Consider the following 22,217-nt stretch of genomic DNA (forward strand, 5'->3'; position numbering starts at 1 on the left):
TTTACCTCCATGAGCCTGTATAGGCCCCAGTTAAATATTTCAATGTACCAATTAAGCTAACCAAATGACCTGTCACCAAATAATGCAACTTAATCAGTATAGGATGGTTAGATTTGAGTCGTTGCTGTACCAACACCAATAAATACAAGAAGGCTTGGCCATAGAATAAGGGCGCCAGCCAGATCGATTCTAGACTCATCAAAAAAGATGAGACAAAAGCGGCGATAAAGAACAAGGGAATAAAAGGACGAATCCATTTACAGGAAAAAAACATAAAGGCGGTAGCACCGTATTTAGGGTGTAGCAGCGCACTTAACCTAATACTTTGCTGAACATTCCCCACACTAATGCGTAGGCGACGTTGAAAGTCTTGATTAAGGTCACTGGCTTCCATTTCTACCGCGACCATGTTGTCATCATAAATCACCCTTTTGTGCTGCTTAATGATTTGGCAGGGTAAGACAAAATCGTCGTTAATGGTGTCTTTGGGTAGGCATTCAAATAAGCTTTTACGGAATAAATAAAAAGCACCATGAGCACCTAATGTTGATCCCAACTGGCTTTCTTTTAATTTAATGGCCGTTTGATATTGCCAATAGGCGGTTTCTTGCTGTTGGCCATTGGATAAGAATCGGTAAGTAGCGCATACAGCACCAATGTCTTGATTGGTGAAATGTGCCGCGCAGATTTGCAAAGCGTCAATCGATAGCAGGGCCGACACATCTGAAAGTCCAATAATATCGGCTTGCAAATGGGGTAATAGTTGATTGAGTTGTGCTAATTTTCCACGATTAATTTCCTGATTGTGCAATTGTACGGATAATTTATGGCACAAATCTTCCTGCAGGGTTTGTTGAGCAAGCTCATAAGACGAATCCGTACAGCCATCAAAAATAAGGTGAACGGTAAGCTTATCCGATGGATAATCTAAAAAAGCCAGATTGCGGATTTTTTCGGCAATAGCCGCCGCTTCGTTATAAACCGGTAGGACTAAGGCAATCGAAGGATAATCTGCAACGGGCAATGGTTTTATGCCTGGTTTATTGTGTTGACTTGGTACTGACCAATACTTAAGCAGCAATGGATAGCCAAAGTGATGGTAAAGAATCATCAAGGCCGAAATGCTAAATATCATTACTAACAATGTTATAGCCATTTTAGTTCTCCTGTATTTTTCATAAGCTGGCGGTATAAATGTGCCATGCTGTCTAAGGAATGAGCTTTTTCGACGAAGTCACGAGGTTGGTGTTTTGTTGGAACGTCTTGTTGACTGAGAGCTTTTCTTAAACCTTGAGTTAACGCTTGTTGGTTCTTTGGTGGGATCAATAATCCGCTCTCGGAGCACACGGCTTCACTACAGCCTCCTACATTGGTGACCACAACAGGCACATTGCAGGCTTGAGCTTCGAGGGGAGAAAGGGGTAATCCTTCTGCCTCAGAGGCCAAACAGAATACATCAAGGCTACGGTAAAAGTTCACCATGTCGTCTAGGTTGCCTAAGAAGTGTACCCGTTGAGATATCTTGCGTTGTTCACATTCTTGCATCAGACTCGCTTTTAGCGGGCCGTTTCCGGCTAATGCCAGATGAACTGAACAAGGTAACTGGGCAAGTGCCTCGAGTAATGCAGAATGGCCTTTTCCAGCCACTAAACGTGCGGCACAACCAATGATTTGTACATCGGTAGGAAGACTCATTATGTTGCGTGCAGTAATCACGTCTCCAGGAATAAAGTGCTTGGTATCTATGCCATTTGAGATCACTTGATTAGGTTGTGTCGGAAACAATTGCGTTAGTGCTTTACTAACATATTCAGCATCCGCCACTAATTTAGGCTTGATGTAATGAAGTAAGACAGATTGCAGCAGATGACGTTTGCGGCTTGACTGTAAATGCCACACATCGTGTTCCGTATGGATAATAGCGGGCAATTTTAAATACCTTGCTGCGACCCCTGCATACAATAAGGGACCAATATGGTGAGTATGAACGGCATCCGGCTGATGTTTTTTAAAAAGAGCAATCAGTTGTTTTACTATGCCAGGTTTCAACCCAGGTTGTTTATCGAGAAAAATCAGTTCACATTTCACCTTTTCCAAACGTTGCCAATGGCTAAGGGCTTGTTGTGAATTGTTTTCCAAACTGATGATGATAACCTCGTCTACCGCTTGATAAACCTTTTGTAATTCGAGCACCAAGGTTTCAATACCACCTGGCGCAAGACGTTGGACCACTTCAATAATTTTCATGCAGTATCTCCTGTTTACTTATTCTTTTTTAAGCTGGAAAAATAATCGCGTGCTTTGCGCACCTTACTAATCTTGTTGCTTGGTTCGTTTAGTTGCACTAAATCCAGCAGGTAATGGTTGTCTTGAATTTTAGGAATACGAGCTAAAACCGGTACCTTGGCAATTTCTTGGACGTTTTTGATGTAACGTAACTGCGAATTGGTTACTTCAAGAACAATGGCGCACCCTATGCCTAAACCTATGCCGGCGACAATGCCGATTACCACGTAAAAAAGCGTTGGCATATTGCTGGGCCCAGAGGGGACATAGGCTTCATCGATTATTTTGATACGGTCTTTTTGCTCATATTCGCCAAGTGCGCCTGTGACCTTAGCGCGCTCGTAACGGTTTAGGGTTTCTTGATACACCTTATCTTGCACTTTTAAATCTCGACTTAGGGTTTGCAGCTGTTGTTCTATGTCGCTGCTGCTGTTGATCAAGATCAGTAAGTCATCATGCTGTTTACGCAACTGAGTGAGTTCTTGCTTGAGTCTGGAATAACGTAACCTAGCGGACTCAATTTCGTCATTTTGTACCAGATTAAGGGAGGCAACTGTGTCTTCTTGAGAAGAGGGAATTCTTTTTCTAGCGGCTTGCCAAAGGCGTTCAAGTTCCTCAATGCTATCAATGTTATCGGTCAGTTTAATCAGGTCATGACGTTCTTGCTCCAAACGATCTAACATGGCGTTTGCGATAACAACCTTGCTGTGTTGCGGGGTATAACGAGAAAGCAATGTACTGAGTTGACGTTTATAGTCGACAATGTCGCTCTCGATTTGAGCCACAAGTGGGTTGTTACGGATTAACTGAGTATGCAGACTGGCCATCACCGCTTCTTGTCCAGCAAATTCAATCTCTTTTTGTGCAATGAGTTGGCGTAATTCTGAGATCGACGTCACATTGTTGTTGAACAAGCTAGGGAGTTGCATGGTGTGCTTGGATTTAAAGTCTGCTAAGGCTTTTTCGGCGCGTTCCAAGTGCACACGCTGTTTATTTAATTGACCCAGCAAAAACTCTTCGGAATTGGTCATAGAGCTCCGTTCAGGAGCTAATAATTGATCAATAAAGACTTCCCGTACTTTTCTTAATACAGTGTCCATGCCTTGTGGTGAATCACTGCGATAGGACACCCGAATTAAATCGGAACCGAACAGTGATACCTTCAGATTTCTAGATAAGCGATTGATTATCTGATCCTTTTGATAACTGTTGGCTTGCTCTGGATATAGACCCTCTTCTTCAGCGACACGTTGTAAAATATGACGACTGTGTAATAAGGTGTCGAGCGCCTTCATCCTTTGTTGTATCTGTGAGTCAACGGACAGATCTTTTAAAAAAGGGTTTAAGGTCGCGCTTTCTTGAATCAAAAAAGAGGTATGGTTGTCATATACCCTAGGAGCGGCATTGGATAATAAAAAGCCGAATACCGGTAAAATAAGTGGGGGTATTACCAATAGGTATCTATGCCTCCAAGCGGCGCAAAGCAGGCAATATAATCGTGCTTGTATTGCTAGATGCATGATGACCTCAAATTAAAAATTAACTTATTGAGGTCTTTGCAGCCTTTGTGCCAGACGTTTGATATTTTCGATATTTTTATTTAGATCTTTGTTTATAAAGGAATTTTTTTCATATTCCAGGGAGATTGATTGAGCTATTTGCTGTTCCAAAATTGCAAAATCAATATGTTTTTTTGCATTTTGCGAAAGCCAAGTTAGCCAGCGTAAATCGTTAATTCCACTGCGCAGGCTTAACAGATCACGACGTATCACTCGGTGTTTTTCATTTAACTCGGTTGGCAATATAAATTGCACATCATCTTCACGACCATCGGTTGGGTCATAAGGATGAGCGGTGGGCATTCTGGCATGCCACTGCCAAAAGCCTTTTGCTTTACTGCGCCATAAATAATGCCCCCCTGCTGCTCTTAGGTTATTGAGATTATAAAGATAGTAATCTATCCCTTGAGCTTGCAGTGCTTTATAGCGTGAAGCGGATAAACCATAGCCATGGTTTACCAATACTTGTGAGAATTTTCCAGCCAATTGATCGTGTTGTTGCTGATTGAGTTGACCATAGCGTTGCAGTGTTGGCAGCTGAGTGGCCAATGTCTCATTTAGCCTCATCAGCTTGTCATCCAGATCGGTAAATAAACCGGGTTCATCGGCCAATGACCACATTAAAATCGCTTCTAATGAACTCAGCTTGGAGAGGGTATTCAGCAAATCTGATGGCGTTTGATTAAGCATTCGCTTGAGCGGAGTGTAAGCTGGAAAGGGGGGCTGCAAGCCAGCTAATAAAGGCTGTTGAACCGCACGTTTAAATGCCTGAATACTGTCAACCGATTTATTAGGCGTGGGTAAAGCTGGTGCGACTCCTGTTAAGCCAAGTTGTTTGAAAAAAATATAATCTTGTTTGGCTTGTTGCTCTGCTTCTGATGATGAAAACCAACTCAGGTGTGGGGCGTAATCCAAATACAAGCCTACTGGTTGTTGTACAGTATTCAGAGTCATGTCAAGTGGTATAAAGGCAGTGGTCATTTCCCCATGTTCAAAGCTGAGCGTGGCCTGTGAAAGTGTTTTTGACTTGGCGCTATGTACCTCTCCGACAATAATCCATACCTCGTCTTTAGATGGGGCTTGGGCGAATGGATCAAAGGAAGCAAGTAAGCTTCTTAAGGTGAGAGCGTTTTCCTGTCCACCAACCCGACTCAACATGCTGGCTTGTTTGAACCAAAAGACATTATCAAGAGGTAAAGCAACGTCTTTAAGCTTCCCCATAGTAGCAGGAATGGTAACTTGCAGAGTGACCAATTCGCCAGCCGCAATGAGTGGTGTGTCTGTCCCCCAAGTAATGACGTCGGCCAGTTTATCTAACGAATGTGTTGCTTGAATAATGATTGGCCAACGTTGCTTAAAAGCTTGTGCTCTGCGTTGCTCAAAATCAATCAGCTGTTGTTCGGCTTGATGATTCCATGGCGTAGCAATCACGGCAGATAAAAAACGTCCTGCTGGAGTTGGACTGGTTAGTTCGATCTTTAGCTGGCCATTGTTCACGTCAACAATCGCCTCTACAGGACTTCCTCTTTTGCTACCTATCTGTTGCCAGAATGCTTGATGAATGGGTTCTCCATTTCCTTGTCGGTAGGCTTTTTTATCATGTTCGCTAAGGTTTAAGGTTTGATAATAGTAGCGCTTTCGCCATTCATTTGGGGTCAGTGATTCGTCGAGTACCACTTGTTCGTTTAAGGTGATTTTACGTTGTAAAGGGTGGGGAAGGTATTCCCACTCACCCACGTCTTGAGTCCATAACTTGACACGCCATAAGCCGTTGTCTAAAGGCAAAATGACATGATGTAAACCTTCTAGACCATCATTAAGCAATTCATCTTGATACGATCGTTTTCGTTCTCGAATAGGGCCTTGTAAAATAGCTTGTTGAGGTCGGTTGTCAGCATCCCCACCAATCGATTGCCAAGTAGCAAGAGGGTTTACTGCATAAAACCCCCATGCGGTGGATTTTTCTAGCGTTGGACCAAAATCCCAGCCTTTGATTGCATCAGGTGCCTTAGGTTTAGCAACAATACTAACGTTATCAATCTTCAGCTTGCCAGTCAGAGTGCGTAGATACAATTTGCGAATGTCCTGCGAACTGAAATGGTCTTTATGTGCGGTTTTTAGGTTGTCCAAATCGATATGGAAAGTGAATGGGCCTGCATGGAGCAGCTGTTCGTGGTTGAAGCGACTAAAATAGTGGTGGCTTTTGGCATGATCGATGCGAACCAGTACTCTGGCCAAACTGTCTTCCACCTTGCCAGTGATGGTCAATTGATTTCCTGGCGAGAGACCATGATCAAAGACCCAGCTTGACTTTGAAGAGCTTAGTTTAAGACGACTGTTAACTTGTTTAGCGTCGCTTGAGTCCAGGCTGCTGGCCGCCCACAAAGACACGCTCATAAAACTCATGAGTAAGGCGCTGATTAACTTTGTACAGTCACTACGAAAGCGTTTCACGAAGCGCCCTCATGCATCTTTTTTAGCTGTTTATTAAAGTTAATGGTATTCAAATGAAAGCGCAGAATCGATTTTACTTCTTCTGCTTTATGCTCCCATGAGGCTTCTATAACGCTGCATTGCTGAGCGTGTTTGCGTGCAGTTTCTTGCTCAGGTGTGAGCTTTTCAGCAAGCTCAGTCGCCTGTTTGATTGTCTCGATAAAGTCATTCTGTTTATTTACGAGATGAATATGCTGCTGATAAGGGTGCGCTGCAGGAAAGTCTGTTGAAACGATACGAGTACCCGTCGCCAAATATTCTCTGAGTTTAAGGGGGTTACAGGACTCGATTTGTTGACAATGCTTAAAAGGTAGCAGAGCTAGATCCCAATGTTGGGCATAGGCGGCCAATTCATCGTGTGCTATCGCAGGTAAATAACGGACATTGGTCTTACTGAGCAAGCTCTTTGTATCGGTATCTATTTTACCAATTAACATTAAGGTCCAGTCAGGGAAGGCATCGGCGAGGCGTTCAAGTAAGTCGATGTCTACCCAAGCAGCCAACTGACCATAAAAACCCATTACCTTACCGGTTGGAAAGTTAGCTGGTACGGGCTTGGGTTGTTGGAATAGTGAATAATCCACACCATGCTCTAATAGGTACGTTTTGTTAGCAGGAAATTTTTTCATTAAGGCTGGACTGGCTGCAAAAATAACATCGCATTTTTCAATCAGTTCCGCTTCCAGTTTCTCAACGGTTTTGTTATCGACGCCTGCCAAAGCGCTAAAGTCATCGCCGCAATAATATACCGAAAGCTGCTCATCACATTTACCAACTAAATCAACTGCTGCGGGTAACGATAGCCAAAGAACCTTATTCGATAAGATTGATTCCATGATGTTTGAAGAGGCCTGTATATGGTATTGAGCTTGGCCAGCAGAGTGAATTTGCTGTGACAAAGACAGACTGTTGAGATAGCGTATCCATTTGTGTTGATGAAATGGCAGTGCTCGTGGTGAGACCACCTGTGGATGATAGTCTGCCTCTATTGAGAGGTTTGGCGCCTGCTCATTTTCTGACTCAACCTTGGGTTTCAACAACATTGACTTGCCCTTGTTATAGACTCGTCTCATGTCGTGCAAGTTAAGTTTGGGAGAACGCAAACCAATCGAATTAACCCAGATAACGGCTTCTTGTTGAATAACCCGTTTGAAAAGGTGTTGGGTGCTGCTTGGGTGACTGTTCCAGTCTTCTCCTAATACAATCCACTTCATGTTCATCACTCCTCACTGGTTTCATTATGCTGTTGAGGCTTTGAGTTAAGCTCTTGTGCTGTCAATTGGCGTATTATTTTGGCAGGAACGCCTGCAGCCATGACGTTATCTGGAATGTCTTGAGTGACAATGCTACCAGCGCCAATAATGCTGTTTTTGCCAATAGTGACATTGCCTAAAACCGTGACGCCCGTTCCTAACCAGACATTTTCTTTTAGATGAATTTTCCCTATTTGGTTGTCCAAATCTGGCATACCCTGCGCGCGCTCTTGAGGATTGATTGGATGACCCGGATAACCCGCTAGAAAGGCCCTTCCCGCCATGCGCACATTGTTTTCTAGAATCACTTCATTGCCCACTGCAATGCTGGATTGCCAACCAATATCGACATTGTCGCCAACTTTTAAGGTCGGTGTTCGAGTGCTATTCCAACGACCAGAAACGGTACTTATACCTGACCAACGACATTGCTTACCCACAGATACGGATAATACGCCGAGCAACTGCGGCATCCCTGAATATAGGTAAAGGCCTTTACCACCACTTATCTGGCTTTTGAATAAGGGGGTCCAATATAGACGTCGCAATAAGCTAGAAAAAAATACATAAGCCAACTGATGACATCGATAAAGCGTACTTGTGAGTATGGGAATCACAGGGAATTCAAGTTGTTTTAGAGGATGCCAACTGGTGCGAATAGCTTTGGCAAATGGTGTTGGGCTGGTTTTAACCCAATATTTCAAACTGGACATAATTAATCCTCGCTTTATTGAGAAGGCTTCAAAGGTGTTGTTTGTCACTTTGAAAAATTCTTATGAATAGTTCTGTAATTGCAGACTTCGTGCCACTCGCAAAATGCAAATTGCTATTGGGAAGGCCCAGAGGTATCGGATTGCGTGTTTAATTTCTGCAAAATAGGTTGTAATTTGGTTGTGACTGCCATACTGAGGGCGAACAGAATATAGATAGGCCAGGTAAAGCCTTGGGTGAGAAAAGTGCCAGACACCATAACACCAACAACCCCAGCCAGTGTGGCCTGTGCACTGACCACATAAGCGGGAGCAATAATATTGACATCCTTAGCCTGACGCATTAATTGGTTGATGACTTTTACCTGTACTAGGTTATTGATCAGCAGTCGAATAACCATGCTGGAAAAAGCGATAAATCCTACAAAGCCTGTTTCAGCTAATACCCCAAGCCAGGTACTGTGTACCGCGTGATTTTTACCATCCCAATGAGGACTATAAAAGAAGTAATTGACATAGAAGTTATTTAACCCCACACCACTGATTGGGTGACTGAGCGCCATATTCCATGCCGCTTGCCAAGCATAAATACGTCCCATGGCTGAAGCATCTATACCCTCTTCTGCCGCTCCGCCAGAAGCGCGATCAGAAATACCCGCGAGTGTAAGTAGCAAACCTGCGACTGCCACGGCTATGCTGATTAATAAGATTTTGTTTTTGACTTTTTGCCAAGCAAAAACACCCGTTACCGCCATTATGCCTAATAAACCTCCGCGACTTTGTGTGGCAATGATGGCAGAGACAATCAAGATATATCCACACAAGGCAATAAACTTTGGGAATACTTTAGGAGAATTGGAAAACAACAGGGCTAGGGCAAAGCTGGTGGGAAATAACAAGACTAGCGCTAGGTCATTAGGATCACCTAGCATTGAACCTATATCTCGCCCTATGGTGACTCGAGTTCCTTCGACTAGCCCAATGCCATTTACTTTATTATTCAAAGCAACTATCGCGATAATGCTACCTGTGATTAAAATACTCCAGTTGCAAATTGCAAAGTCGCGTTTGCATTTGGGTAACCAAGCAATGATCAATACCATAATACCGATCTTGACAAAGTTTCCTGTCCAGGCTGCCATTGCTTCACCACGATTACTGGCAAACAATAACCCTAGAGTGACACAGCCGAAAAATATCGCAAAGCGGGTTAGGTGCCCATTCCAGAAAGGGGTGATTTTTTTGGTAATGACAATATGCCATGCGGCCACTGCCAATGACCCTAATGCTAATAGTTGAGGAATTTTAAAAGAATATAAGGCAGGAAAGGCTTCGTGGATTCTAAAAAAAGAAAATAAGATAAAGCCCAAGCAAATCCAGATGGCATTATTCAATGCTAACCAAGCCGCGATAGGTAAAAACGCCAGTGGCAAAATAAGCAATGGATGGGGGGAAAGCCACCATATCATCGCAATAAAAGAGGATAAGGCAAGCGGTAACATAATCGTAAAGGAGCGCTTCTTAGTGGGAATGTGCATCTATGCCTCCCAATACTTTTATCATTGAGAGGAGAGTTCCAATCATGATTAGAGTGGCCCCCATGCGTGCTGCAAAAGAGATGAGGCTAAGTGGCTCGCTAACAGTGTTATTTAAAAATACGCTTAGCAAAATCAAACCGCTGCAAAATAATATGTTCTTAATCAGGTATTGATAAGGATACGACACGGGCAAAAATTGTTGACTGATAAACCAGTAAGCCACTAGGCGTAAAGCTTGACTCAAGATAAAAATCGCCAAGGCGCCATGAATTTGGGCAATGCCAATACCAATAGGGAAACCGATCAAGCAAAATATCCCGATGGAAATTTCTATGTACATTTGGGTGCGACTGTTTTCACTGCTGAAACAACCTAGATTAAATAAAGCTCCCCACTGTTTTAGGACGCCAGCAATGAGTAACCATGGCAAATAGGATAAGACAGGCTCTAAATCTTTACTGAACAATAACGCCATGACCCAAGGCGACCATAACCAGAGAATCGTGCTGGAAATGATGGCTAATAGAACGCCAAAGGCGGAGCCTGCCCCGACTCGTTTGAGACCATCAGGTGTATTTATTAACGTCATGCGTTTGGCATACCACCATAATAAAAAAGGCTGATTAAGCAGTGCTGCGAGGAGGAACAATTTGACCGCAATGACATAGGCGGCTAATGCTTGTGGTGTGACATTTTGAGCCAAAATAACAACTTCTAGGCCTTGTGTGGCGTACATAGCTAAACCGCTGATGACAAAGGGCCAGCCATATAACACGCTGTATTTGAGAGCACGCCAAGAAAAGAGGATTTTGGTCGCACGATACTGAATGAGTAAAAGATGAATGACTTGATAGAGTGCTGCCAAAAGTGAGGCAAGTAATATCCAAGTTAATCCTAGCCCAATAAATAGACCTAGGCTGGCTAAGAAAGCATAGATTAGCCCTCGACTTATCATCATTTGAAAGAACAGCTTGGCCTTATCCTGCATTCTTAACCAAGCAAGAGAGACGCCGAGAATGCCTTCAATACAAATTAAAAAACAACAACACCAAAACTCAATTAATGAAAGGCGAACTAAGTTGTTTAACAATGGCAAAATAATAGGGGTCGTAAGCAGACAAAAAGCGAACACCAAAAGTGCCACACTTAAAGCGCTGCCAACAATTTCAGCCGTCAGCTGATCACGTTTGTGTTGCGGGCATTGGCCGACTTTACGGTACAGTAAGTTGACCATGCCTAAGCCAACCAGAATAGTGGCACCGTTAATCATTGCTAACAGTGTTTCTAAACGAGCGAACTCTACTAAGCCAAGTTGTTTGGCAAGGTAAGGCAATAAAAATAAGCTTATGACCTTGCTTAACATCAATCCAGCAGCATAATAGCCTTGCTGAATGAGTGCTGAGGAAGAGAGTCTCGTTTTTTGTAACGAGGCGAACTGGTTGATTCTAAACCACAGGCTTTGCATACGCTGTCTCCTGATGACAAGTCTCAATGGCTTGAGACAGGATGGCGACCTGTTGATCGATCAAAAAATGTTGTGCTAAAAATTCGGCGCCAAGCTTGCCCATCGCTGCCAGTTTTTCAGGAGAAGAGTGAGTAATTTGGTTGATCGCCTGTGACAAACCATAGGCGTCGTTTGAGGGCACCATTTTACCAAATTCTGGCATTTCCCCTTGCTGATCGAAGAGCATCTCTTGGCAAGCGTCTATGTCGGTAGTGATGATGGGTAAACGATACATCATGGCTTCTTTGATAACCAATGGGCCAGTATCTTTTACACCTGCAGCCGTAATGATAAAAGGTGCCACAAGGCATTGATAATGAGAATGCTGTTGATCTAACCAGCTAGCAGGTTTGGCACCTAAAAAGCTTACCCATGAAGACAGTTTGAGACGCTGGCATTGTTGCTCAAGATCTTTACGTAATGGGCCATCCCCCACAATATCCAATTTCGGACGTACACTGCTATCAAGAGTTGCCATTGCGTCCAGCAGTACATTCACTCCTTTGGTTTCAGAGAGCCGACCTAAATACAGCAATTTTTTGGAGTTGTAACTCATTTTGCTGGGCTGGCTTTGACTGGGATCGACGCCACAGCGAACTCGAATGACATTCGCATTTTCAGCCATTTTTAGCATATCGTTTTTCATGATGTTACTGACTGCCACAGCAAAGTCGGCACAGTTTAATTTTATAGGCAGATCGGCCGGTTCCCGATAGATGTCATAGCCATGACAGGTAAAAGATACGCTTACATTGGCTAATCTTGCCGCGACTATGGCGGTCGCTGTGCTCGCCAAACCAAAGTGAGCATGAATATGTTGGCAACCAGTTTTTAACACCTGAGAAGCGAGCTTTGCGCCATACCAAAGTAATGAACGTTTTGGTAATCCTTCTTGTTGTTGAACAAATTGCATTGCATATTGCAACGCAATTGGCGAATGCAGTAATGGATACAGGGTGTCCAAAAAGCTCACTTGACCCAGAAGAATAAGTTGCTCGCTCAGCGCTTTGTCCAAATCTTGTCCAGGCTCCTTCATACGTTCAAAACTAAACAGTTCTACTTCATGGTGAAGGCGTTGTATCGCACGTATTTCGTTGCCTACAAAGGTTTCCGATAACACCGGAAAGGCGCTGGTTAGGTAAGCTATTTTTTTCATTATCTGACTCCTAGCATGGTCACCATTGAAAGACTCATAGCAAAAATAGAGTTGGCACATTGAGTGCTTTACCAAGAAGTGTTGATCTCAGCTAAGCTTTATTTCAGGGGCCAAATTTGATCTAACCTGAATTTTGCAAGGGCAATGCCAAATTTTTAGAGAGGAAACAATAATGATAAATAACACCATACAATCCGAGCCGGATGTGTCTGTGATCATGCCGACATACAATTGTTTGACCTACTTACCTAAAGCCGTCGACAGTGTGCTATCGCAGCAAGCAGTTTCCTTAGAACTCTTGATTGTGGATGATGGTTCCACGGATGGCAGTGATGTTTGGCTGGAGGATCTTGCCAATAGGGATTCGCGAGTCACAATATTAAAAGGGGAACATAAGGGGGTATCGGCCGCTCGTAATTTAGCAATTGCTAAGGCAACGGGAAAATGGGTTGCCTTTTTGGATGCGGATGATTATTGGTATTCTGAAAAATTAACGAAACAACTGGCGGCTCTAGAAATCTATCCAAATTGCGTACTGAATTTTACCGATTACCGTCATTTTAATGAACAGGGCAAAGATTTAGGTTTCTGTTTTGAGTTTTGGCCTAGGTTCTCAAAACACCTGTCTTCGCAAACCAACACGGCGTTGTTGCTAAGTGGAGCGAGTAAAGCGTGTGTTTATACGGAAAATGTAATTGGTACTTCAACCGTATTAGTGAATACTCAAGTACTGAAATCGGTTGGTGGTTTTGATGAAAGTCTATTCTCAGCGAGCGACTGGGATCTTTGGTTAAAGATAAGTTGTCATGGTGATTTAACCCTGCTCAATGAATCGACCACAGACTATTTAGTTCGTAATAACTCCATATCCCGTAATCAGCAGCGTCGTCTTGAAAGTATGAAAAATATTTTGGAGCGCTATCGTGAGCCTATGGAGCGACTGGATCCTGATTGTTTTGCCCCTGCTTTTGCTCGATATAAACTGGCACAGGCAGAGTCATTGCAAAGTGAAAAGGGAGGCTATTTACCCGCTTTATGGTCTTATTTTCATGCCTGTTATCGATTGCCCACTAAGCGTAATATGAAAGCCTGCTTATCTCATATGTTACATGGATTGAGATAATTCTTCTTGATGAGGTAAAAGCACTGTTGTTCTTAAAACCCAGGACAACAGTGTTATTGGGATAAGGATGGTACGAACAAGTCCACTGACTTATTCGTACCTTCTTTCATGCTTTCTTATCTTTTACCCTTTTGCTGGTAGTGGTTCAGTAGTGTCGGTAGCACCGCATGGGCAGAATAATGACGTTTAATGGTTTCATAAGCGCAGCATTTCATATCATTTCGTGACTTGGGGCTGAGTTTTTCCCAGTTTAATAAGGTTTCTTTCATGACATTGTGTTCGCCTTTAGGCACAAGCCAGCCATTATTACCATGACGTATTAATTTGGGTAAGTCGCCCACGGCGAAGGAGATGACTGGAATACTTTGCGACATAGCTTCTAATGCCGCCAAAGGTAAACCTTCCGTTTTTGATGTAATACAAAGTAAATCGATATCTGGCCAATGGCGTGACATATCTTGTTCGCCATGAAAAACAATCTGAGGATATTTTGCTTTTAGCTGGTCTTGCTCTGCCCCGCTGCCATAAACATGAAAAGAGCAAGGAGGATTTTGTTGGCTTGCCATAATGGCGGAGCCGATCCGACAAAATGCCTCGGGATCTTTTTCTTCGCTGATTCTACCAACGAAAGCGATTTGCCCTAATGGTCGCTCTAATTTTGAAGAATTAGCATTACCTTGTTCTGGGGGGAAGACAAAGTTTTTTACTTTAAGGCCTCTGTTGCCTAACCGTTGAAAAATATCATTACTCACTGAAATCGGAGAAAATAAACGCGACGTTATTTCATCCAACAAAACATACCACTTTAGCCAGCCTTCACCTAGATCGCCATTATGATGGGTTGGAAAGGCATACCATTTACCAAGGGCATTACCAAGTTTAGCGAGTAGATTCGCCTTATAGCCATGACTATGAACAATGGAGCCTTTTTTTACTAGGGAAATCAGAGTAGAAAAGCGGCCATTTGCATAATGAAAAGGAACATTGGCATTGCGCATTTGCTCCTCTAAAGGATGAGTTTGCCCATTGTATTGTTTCCAGACAATCACTTGAACCTTTAACCCCCTTTGATGCAGGGCTTTGGCGAGATTTTTCACATGGCTTTCTATACCGCCACTTTTACTTGAATCAAGCAGCAAACTAATAGTATTCATAGGTTACTCCAAAAGAGTTTCTAATGTTCCTAGTAAATACTGCAAGTGACGTACCATATAAGCATTCGCATTATGCAAAAAGGGTTTTAAAAATTATTAATACCTTGCCATATTCTTTTCTATTTAATTGTTTTAATTTGCCTTTTTTTGTTTGGCATAAAGCTTGATTTACCTCCTTTATTCGTGACGCAAATTAAGAGTAATTGGAGGAAATATGGCAAAGTACTTAGTAACAGGTGGCTGTGGTTTTATTGGTTCACATTTGTGTGAAAAATTAATTGAGTTAGGCCACAAAGTATTCGTGATAGATAATTTATCAAGCGGTAAACGAGAAAATCTCGCAGCAGGCGCTGAGTTGTTTGTGGGGGATATTCGTGATCGCGTCTTGATGATGTCACTATTACAAGAAGTGGACGGTTGTTTTCATTTAGCCGCGATTGCTTCAGTGGAAAGGTCGAATAAAGAGTGGTTGGAAACACATACGGTTAACCAGTCAGGTATGGTGACTTTGTTAGAGATATGTGCACAACTAGCAAAAAAAATCCCCGTAGTTTATGCCTCTTCTGCTGCGGTATATGGAGATAATGCTAGCATTCCATTGTCTGAGCAGAGTCAAGTGAGACCCCTCACCGCATACGGTGTGGATAAGTTAGCCTGTGAATTGCAGGCCAGAGTGGCTGGTATGATTCACAAAGTTCCTACCATGGGATTCCGCTTTTTCAATGTGTTTGGAGAACGTCAAGACCCTAGCTCACCATACAGTGGTGTGATATCTATTTTTACTGACCGCATTATGCAACATCAAGACCTGACTCTTTACGGCGATGGCAGCCAGATTCGTGACTTTGTGTATGTAAAAGACGTTGTGAAGTATTTAATTAGTGGCATGGAGAAAGCGAAATGCAATGCCCCTGTATTTAACATTTGTACTGGCAAGCCATGCAGTATTAAAGATCTTGCTGAAACCTTGTTTTCAGTAGTGGGCTATGATGTGGCATTAAACTTCCAACCAAAAAGAACCGGAGACATTCAAATTTCTCTTGGTGATCCTAGTAAATTATTACGTTTCTTTGGAATAAAGCCTGATTATGATTTAGGTTTGGGGTTAATCGAAATGTTAAAATTTCAACCGAATCAAAATCAAACATATCAACAAAAAGGTTCCGCTTTGAAGTGATTGTTAACATGTCCTACACGGTGCTGTATATGATTTTTTTAATTTTCATACAGCGCCTTATTTAGGAAGGTGGTATGAAAAATAAAAGTAACAAGATAAAAAACAAAGGTCAAAAAAAACAACATTGGCGTCTTTGGTTACTAGGTTTAATCAGTGTATTTTTTCTTTTTGTCTCTGTTTTGTTGTATGAAAAAATTACAGATCAACAAGATAAGTTATCTTCTCCAGCAGAAGAAAATGCCTTGCGGGCAGTGCATCAAGTAGAAAAAGAAATTCTTCGTTTGCAAGTGGCATTATTAAATCATCTCAAAAATCCAGAAAATGAGAGTGATATCATTTTACGTTACGATATTTTATACAGCCGAATTAATTTAATGAATAAAGGTTTGTTGGCTCGATTTTATCAGAGAATTGATGGAATAAATTCTGAAATTGTAAAAATGAGCGACATTATTTATTCATTAGAAACTTTTTTTATGTCCACAGAGTCTTTTTCTCAGTCAGTTAATCAAATTGTATCTTATTTAAATTATGCTATCGACATCAATCAAGAAATTGAATTAGAGGTGCTGCGTTTTGATGCAAATATAAATGCCGATGCGAGAGAAAATCTAGTGAATTTGTATAGCTATTTTTCATATTTATTAGGTTTTTTGGTGATTTCTGTGGCTATGCTAGTGGTTGAATTGGTGTTGCAAAATAAACGCACGGACAAAGAGCATAATCAAACCTTAAAAATTGCATCGAAATTAGAAGAAGCCGTGCAAAAAGCTGAATCTGCTACTCGGGCAAAATCCGATTTTCTGGCCACTATGAGTCATGAAATACGTACCCCTATGAATGGCATAATAGGGTTAGGACATTTGCTAAATAATACACAACTTACTGAAGAACAAACAGATTATCTGCGTAAGATGCAGCGTTCCGCGGATAATCTATTAATTATAATTAATGATATTTTAGATTTTTCAAAGGTCGAATCCGGTAAAATAGAAATAGAGAAAATTGATTTTCATCTGGATTCTATATTAGAGCAAATTTACGTTATCAACTCCTTTAATGCTCAAGACAAAGGCATTGTTTTTTCGGTGGAAAGAGATTTTTCCATTCCAGATGTTTTGCATGGTGACCCATTACGAATTAATCAAATATTAATGAATTTGGTGGGCAATGCGGTTAAATTCACCAATGCAGGTGAAGTCTCTTTAACGGTGCGAGAGGAGCAGCATAATACTCATCGGCAGCTTGTTTTTGACGTCCAAGATACTGGTATAGGCATTGCCCATAACAAAATTGAATCCCTATTTGACGCTTTCAGTCAAGAAGATACCAGTACGACTCGTCAATTCGGTGGTACCGGCCTAGGCCTTGCTATTGCGAAGCGGTTCGCCAGTTTAATGGGGGGAGATATCAAGGTAAAAAGTCAATCAGGCAAAGGCAGTCTATTCTCATTTTATTTGCCGCTGATTGAAGCTTTTGATAAGCCAGCCATAAAGCAGAAAGACAAAGAGCTTCGAGTTGGTTTACTGGGGATGCGCGAAGGTTTGAATATTCATTTATTCAATCAAGGTTATGATTATGTTTTTCTAGATGAGCAATTTCCTATACTCGATCAGCCTGAGTGCTTTTTAGATAAGATTATTATCGTACCAAATGACATACAGGATGTGACTCATCAATTAAACAAACTCCTGCAAGCTCATCCATTCATAGAAAAGTTGCCTTGTTTGGTGCTGGCTGATAAACAAAACGATGAACGTCATAAGCCACTAGAAAATATTCACTATTTAGGTGGGTTTATCACACCAATGAGTGTCTTAGAACACTTATCAAATCGTTTGGTGAATAATAACTGGTTAGATCAAAGTGCTGTCGTATTAGAAGAGCAACAGGGTTATCTAAAGGGAAAGCGCATTCTTGTTGTAGAAGATCATCCTATCAATGCGCAAATCGTCAGTCAGTTGTTAATCAATCAGCATGCTGAAGTGGTTTTGGCGCAAAATGGTGAAGAGGCGATTTCCTGTTTAAAATCGTCTAGGTTTGATCTGATTTTAATGGACATCCAAATGCCGATACTAGATGGATATAGCGCAACGGTACAGATTCGAAAAAACCCAAAATGGTCTGATATCCCAATTATCGCCATGACAGCTAATGCCATGCAGGGTGACCGTGAAAAGTCATTAAAAGCAGGCATGAATGATTATCTGACCAAGCCCATTTCGCCGGAAAAATTGTATGCATGCTTAATTAAATGGTTGGCGATCGATAAGGAAGGTGAAAATATCGTAAATATTTTAACTTCTCCTGTTGTTGAATTGGGCAACTGGCCAACGCAACTTCCCGGTTTAGAGGTGGAAAAAGCACTGCAAGAATGTGGTTGTGGGCGACAGCATTTTGAAGTCTTAATAGAGCGTTTTGCAACGGATCTAGGTCAGGTAAAACAACAATTGTTAAACCTAAGTCAAGTACCATTAGATCTGGTAAAAATTCGCTTTATTGGACATAGATTAAAAGGCAGTGCTTATGCTATTGGTGCCTTTAATTTAGCAACGATAGCCAGTGAGATAGAATTTATTAAAGAAAATATTCTTATCCAGGATTACCAGGAACTGGTGGAAAAATTTTCAGTTGAAAGTAAACAGGTATCAAACTCAATCAAGCAAATACTCGCGACGAATTAAATTCGCATTATGCGATCTTGCTATTTGATTAGCGCTTTGCAAAATGAGAAAAATCTATCTATGTTTAGATTTTTCTTTTTTTTTAGATTAAAAAAACTTTAAAAATCAATATCTTGTATTTATTTTAGAACTTGGCATAAGTCTCGCTATATCTTCTCTAAGTGTACTTAAATTGGAGAATTGTATGTGTGGCATTTTTGGTGTTGTAAATGATAAACAAGCTTCTCAGACCTTATTAAGAGGTTTAAAAGCGCTAGAGTATCGAGGCTATGATTCAGCAGGTATCGCGACTTTACAAAACGGCAATGTATTGTGTCGACGAGCATCGGGTAAGCTATTCAATTTAGAAGCTGCCATGGAGCAAATGCCATTAGAAGGTCGAGTAGGTATTGCTCATACCCGTTGGGCAACTCACGGTAAGCCGAATCAAGTAAATGCCCATCCTCATCTTGCTATTAATGTGGCTGTGGTTCATAACGGAATTATTGAAAATGCCGATATATTAAGAGCAGAGCTTAGTGCCGCTGGTGTTAAATTCGTTAGTGAAACGGATACTGAGGTGCTGCCACATCTGATTTCTAATTCTCTACAGGTTGACTCGTGTCCGGCTAGAGCTATTCAGCAGGCGCTACAACAAGTGCAGGGTACCTTTGCTTTGGGTATTTTAATTCGCGGGATGGAAGATCAAATTATTGCGACTCGACGTGGTAGTCCACTAGTGGTGGGATTTAACGCTGAATCTGCTTTTATTGCTTCCGATATGATTGCTACTTCTGGAATGGCAGATGAAATACTTTATTTAGAAGAAGATGATATTGCCATTGTCAAAGCCGATAGTGTGTATGTTATCGACGCTAATGGTAATCCTGTTAATCGAGATAGGGTGTCAGTGGATCATAATCAGTTTGTGGCTACTAAGGCAGGTTATGATCACTATATGTTGAAAGAAATATTGGAACAACCTGACGCCTTAACTCGCACTTGGGAAGGTTTAGCAAGCACTGCGTTAAATCAAATAGAAGAGATGGACTTTAGTGTGCTAGATCGCTTGCAAATTATTGCCTGTGGAACGAGCTACTATGCTGGCTTAATCGCCAAATACTGGTTTGAAAGAATGGCTAACTTGAGTGTGGAAGTCGATCTGGCTTCGGAGTTTCGTTATCGAGAACCTCCTCTGTCTGACCAAGGTGGTTGCCTATTTATTTCACAAAGTGGAGAAACGGCTGATACCTTAGCGGCACTTCGCTTTGCTAAATCAAAACAGCAGTATTGTTTGTCTGTGGTCAATGCGCCACAAAGCTCTATTGCCAGAGAATCGGATTTTGTCTATCGAACCTTATGTGGACCAGAAATAGGGGTGGCCTCTACCAAAGCTTTTACTTCTCAACTGGCCGTACTATTTGACTTAGTAAGACGAGCTGCTCAGCAAAGAAATGCAGGACACAATGTTTTTAATGAACTGGGTAACACCCCTGAAATAGATGTAGTGGAGGCAGTGCAAAAGGCTTTATTGAAAGCCAATCAAATTGAGTCAATTGCTCAGTTTTTTGATGGGGCAAGCAGTGCAATCTTTTTAGGTCGTGGTCAATGTTACCCGATTGCTTTAGAAGGCGCGCTAAAGTTGAAAGAGATTTCTTACATTCATGCTGAAGGGTACGCCGCTGGAGAACTCAAGCATGGTCCGATTGCCTTGATTGATGAAAATATGCCCGTTGTGGTGATTGCTCCTTATGACAGGTTGTTTGAAAAAACGGTATCCAACCTACAAGAAGTGCGGGCCCGAGGCGCAAAAGTGATCTTGATCAGTGATAAGTTAGGGTGTGAATTTTGTAAGGAATATGTGGATTGCTTTATCGAGATGCCTACCTTGCATGAAGCATTGGCCCCCTTTACTTATAGCATAGCAGTTCAGCTGTTATCGTATTTCACAGCGCTACAACGAGGCACGGATGTGGATCAGCCCAGAAATCTGGCTAAATCAGTAACAGTAGAATAATTATCTCGACTACTTGGTAGTCTCATAATCTTTGCTGCCTTTGTCGTCTTACCCCATGGATGGGGTGTTAAATTAATGACTAGGTGAGAGTAACAGCAGCGGTTATGAGTAGGATTCTCTTGGTTAACAGTAACGGTAAGAGTAAGAAGACAACCTAGTAAAGGATAGATTATGGTTATCTATGTTTGAAATATTGGAGTCATATTTATTCTACGTGGTAGTGTTTTGTGTAGTTATTCATGGTGAATTTATATTAATTTTCAAACTAAAATGCGTTATTTTTTATCCAGCCAGTGAACCTTGTCTTTATGAAAATGACAAGGTCATCTTCACCATTGTAGTGGCAATATAGCTACTTTTTGTGCCTTTGAGAGGTATCAGGCGTAAAGCCTATGGGAGATATCCCTGGTGGAGTGGACGGTACACAGGGTGGTAATCTGTTTAATGTAGAAGTGGCTCCAGTCATTGAATTATTCAAGTCAGCGTTTCTGCAATACATTTGGGGTTATAGATTAATAGATAAAGGTAAATAGATAGAGGTAAAAAGCCGAGGCAAATAGAGTGTTTGCCTCGGCTTTTTCAAGCTGGAAATTAAATTTTAAATATAATATTTACGCGTAGTAATACGGCGTAGTCTATGAAAGATTTTTGTCACAGGTAGATTGCCAACCAGAGTGCCAAGTAAAATACTCACCAGAGCAATCGTCAGTCCAAAGCTCCAAACTTCATCGAACAGTGGCACGGCTAAGCTGCTGGCAAACACGGGCACTAATGCCATTAAGCTGCCCATGCGAGTGGCACCGATTAAATGAACCGCGCGACCGTAACACACCATTTGCACTGTGGTCGCCATCACGCCTTGATAAAAAGCTTGTAGACCTACCATTTGCCAAGCAGCATCAAAAATTTGATGAGGCAAAAACACGAGGTAAACAGGCGCAAACAGAATGAAGGTGACCGCGATAATTCCCAAAGTGGCTGGCCAAGGAGCAAATTTCCAACGTCTTAATAACACAGTAAAAATGCCCCAAAAGACGCAGGCCAGTACAAAGCTACTGTCCCCTAACCAATATTGACGGCCAGAAGTAAAGGCTTCTATTAATAATGCCATGATGCCCAGACTGCTCAGAAAGATGCCTAGCCATGCAGCTCTAGAATGACGCTCCCCTGCCACAAAGTAAGCAAACACAGCGATCATAACCGGCATTAAACCGGGTAATAGCAAGGCTGCATGTGTGGCTGGAGCATTAGCGAAACCATTAAAAACGGATAAGGCATAGGCTAAGCCGCCAATAGAACCTAGCACCAACATGCGCCATTGCAGAATGGTGGCTCTGTGTTGCCAAATGAAAGGCGAAAACAGGATAAATGCGGTGCCAAAGCGCACTATCATCATATCGGGTAAAGCTAACGATGCTAAGCTGCCAGCTTTGGATACCAATATAAAACCTGTCCAAATCGCCACAGCGGCAAGCGCATAAGCGAGGCCTTTTATCGGCAAAGAGTCTTGTGTCATGGTGGCGTCCTCGTTTGTTTAACTTTTGATCAGTTTAGACTGTATTTATTTTCATTAAAAATGAATAA

Annotated in this window: 15 protein-coding genes; 4 read left to right on the forward strand and 11 right to left on the reverse strand. The window is 41.9% G+C overall.

The genetic code is table 11. From position 1 onward, the window contains the following. Position 1: 1 nt before the first annotated feature. From ACXAH2_RS11245 to ACXAH2_RS11285, 9 genes are all read right to left on the reverse strand, one after another. Positions 2-1,156, reverse strand: a complete 1,155-nt coding sequence (locus ACXAH2_RS11245) for a glycosyltransferase family 2 protein (protein ID WP_475078555.1) — start codon at positions 1,154-1,156, stop codon at positions 2-4. Continuing rightward, positions 1,147-2,247, reverse strand: a complete 1,101-nt coding sequence (locus ACXAH2_RS11250; RefSeq protein ID WP_475078556.1) for a glycosyltransferase — start codon at positions 2,245-2,247, stop codon at positions 1,147-1,149. The genes ACXAH2_RS11245 and ACXAH2_RS11250 overlap by 10 nt, the downstream gene beginning before the upstream one ends. Before the next feature lie 14 nt (positions 2,248-2,261). Next, entirely contained in the window at positions 2,262-3,740 is a 1,479-nt protein-coding gene (locus ACXAH2_RS11255; RefSeq protein WP_475078558.1) for a GumC family protein, read from the reverse strand. 90 nt (positions 3,741-3,830) lie between these two features. Beyond that, the gene (locus ACXAH2_RS11260) at positions 3,831-6,299 is read right to left on the reverse strand and encodes a hypothetical protein (RefSeq protein WP_475078559.1); all 2,469 of its coding nucleotides are present in this window, start codon (positions 6,297-6,299) and stop codon (positions 3,831-3,833) included. Further along, a complete protein-coding gene (locus tag ACXAH2_RS11265; protein WP_475078560.1) occupies positions 6,296-7,552 on the reverse strand; it encodes a glycosyltransferase in 1,257 nt (418 codons plus the stop codon). The genes ACXAH2_RS11260 and ACXAH2_RS11265 overlap by 4 nt, the downstream gene beginning before the upstream one ends. Before the next feature lie 5 nt (positions 7,553-7,557). Next, positions 7,558-8,304: an acyltransferase gene (locus tag ACXAH2_RS11270; protein WP_475078562.1), complete on the reverse strand. Its 747-nt coding sequence runs from the start codon at positions 8,302-8,304 to the stop codon at positions 7,558-7,560. Between the two features lie 113 nt (positions 8,305-8,417). Further along, positions 8,418-9,839 (reverse strand): O-antigen ligase family protein, encoded by a 1,422-nt coding sequence (locus ACXAH2_RS11275; RefSeq protein ID WP_475078563.1) that lies wholly within the window; start codon positions 9,837-9,839, stop codon positions 8,418-8,420. Continuing rightward, on the reverse strand, positions 9,823-11,304 hold the full coding sequence (locus ACXAH2_RS11280) for a lipopolysaccharide biosynthesis protein (protein WP_475078565.1): 1,482 nt from the start codon (positions 11,302-11,304) through the stop codon (positions 9,823-9,825). The genes ACXAH2_RS11275 and ACXAH2_RS11280 overlap by 17 nt, the downstream gene beginning before the upstream one ends. After that, entirely contained in the window at positions 11,285-12,499 is a 1,215-nt protein-coding gene (locus ACXAH2_RS11285) for a glycosyltransferase family 4 protein (RefSeq protein ID WP_475078566.1), read from the reverse strand. The genes ACXAH2_RS11280 and ACXAH2_RS11285 overlap by 20 nt, the downstream gene beginning before the upstream one ends. A 172-nt stretch (positions 12,500-12,671) precedes the next feature. On the opposite strand from ACXAH2_RS11285, the gene ACXAH2_RS11290 reads away from it, so the two are divergent. Next, complete coding sequence (locus tag ACXAH2_RS11290) at positions 12,672-13,622, forward strand: glycosyltransferase family 2 protein (protein WP_475078567.1); 951 nt, start codon at positions 12,672-12,674, stop codon at positions 13,620-13,622. A 116-nt stretch (positions 13,623-13,738) separates the two neighbouring features. Here the strand turns inward: ACXAH2_RS11290 and ACXAH2_RS11295 are convergent, their stop codons facing one another. Next, positions 13,739-14,776, reverse strand: a complete 1,038-nt coding sequence (locus ACXAH2_RS11295) for a glycosyltransferase family 4 protein (RefSeq protein WP_475078568.1) — start codon at positions 14,774-14,776, stop codon at positions 13,739-13,741. A gap of 214 nt (positions 14,777-14,990) precedes the next feature. On the opposite strand from ACXAH2_RS11295, the gene ACXAH2_RS11300 reads away from it, so the two are divergent. From ACXAH2_RS11300 to glmS, 3 genes are all read left to right on the forward strand, one after another. After that, the gene (locus ACXAH2_RS11300; RefSeq protein WP_475078569.1) at positions 14,991-15,953 is read left to right on the forward strand and encodes an NAD-dependent epimerase/dehydratase family protein; all 963 of its coding nucleotides are present in this window, start codon (positions 14,991-14,993) and stop codon (positions 15,951-15,953) included. A 74-nt stretch (positions 15,954-16,027) separates the two neighbouring features. Then, positions 16,028-18,637 carry a response regulator gene (locus ACXAH2_RS11305; protein WP_475078570.1) on the forward strand — a complete coding sequence of 870 codons (2,610 nt, stop codon included), beginning with the start codon at positions 16,028-16,030 and terminating at the stop codon, positions 18,635-18,637. Between the two features lie 184 nt (positions 18,638-18,821). Beyond that, positions 18,822-20,633, forward strand: a complete 1,812-nt coding sequence (gene glmS, locus ACXAH2_RS11310) for a glutamine--fructose-6-phosphate transaminase (isomerizing) (protein ID WP_475078571.1) — start codon at positions 18,822-18,824, stop codon at positions 20,631-20,633. A 598-nt stretch (positions 20,634-21,231) separates the two neighbouring features. Here glmS and ACXAH2_RS11315 read toward each other — a convergent pair. After that, positions 21,232-22,149 carry a DMT family transporter gene (locus tag ACXAH2_RS11315; protein ID WP_475078572.1) on the reverse strand — a complete coding sequence of 306 codons (918 nt, stop codon included), beginning with the start codon at positions 22,147-22,149 and terminating at the stop codon, positions 21,232-21,234. Between the last annotated feature and the right edge of the window lie 68 nt (positions 22,150-22,217).

This window comes from Marinomonas sp. ABL3_031 (genome assembly GCF_056161265.1).

Bases quoted from the DNA above. Each gene is read 5' to 3' on its own strand.
- ACXAH2_RS11245 (WP_475078555.1), bottom strand. From the start codon at position 1,156: ATGGCTATAACATTGTTAGTAATGATATTTAGCATTTCGGCCTTGATG.
- ACXAH2_RS11250 (WP_475078556.1), bottom strand. From the start codon at position 2,247: ATGAAAATTATTGAAGTGGTCCAACGTCTTGCGCCAGGTGGTATTGAA.
- ACXAH2_RS11265 (WP_475078560.1), bottom strand. From the start codon at position 7,552: ATGAAGTGGATTGTATTAGGAGAAGACTGGAACAGTCACCCAAGCAGC.
- ACXAH2_RS11270 (WP_475078562.1), bottom strand. From the start codon at position 8,304: ATGTCCAGTTTGAAATATTGGGTTAAAACCAGCCCAACACCATTTGCC.
- ACXAH2_RS11275 (WP_475078563.1), bottom strand. From the start codon at position 9,839: ATGCACATTCCCACTAAGAAGCGCTCCTTTACGATTATGTTACCGCTT.
- ACXAH2_RS11280 (WP_475078565.1), bottom strand. From the start codon at position 11,304: ATGCAAAGCCTGTGGTTTAGAATCAACCAGTTCGCCTCGTTACAAAAA.
- ACXAH2_RS11285 (WP_475078566.1), bottom strand. From the start codon at position 12,499: ATGAAAAAAATAGCTTACCTAACCAGCGCCTTTCCGGTGTTATCGGAA.
- ACXAH2_RS11290 (WP_475078567.1), top strand. From the start codon at position 12,672: ATGATAAATAACACCATACAATCCGAGCCGGATGTGTCTGTGATCATG.
- ACXAH2_RS11295 (WP_475078568.1), bottom strand. From the start codon at position 14,776: ATGAATACTATTAGTTTGCTGCTTGATTCAAGTAAAAGTGGCGGTATA.
- ACXAH2_RS11300 (WP_475078569.1), top strand. From the start codon at position 14,991: ATGGCAAAGTACTTAGTAACAGGTGGCTGTGGTTTTATTGGTTCACAT.
- ACXAH2_RS11305 (WP_475078570.1), top strand. From the start codon at position 16,028: ATGAAAAATAAAAGTAACAAGATAAAAAACAAAGGTCAAAAAAAACAA.
- glmS (WP_475078571.1), top strand. From the start codon at position 18,822: ATGTGTGGCATTTTTGGTGTTGTAAATGATAAACAAGCTTCTCAGACC.
- ACXAH2_RS11315 (WP_475078572.1), bottom strand. From the start codon at position 22,149: ATGACACAAGACTCTTTGCCGATAAAAGGCCTCGCTTATGCGCTTGCC.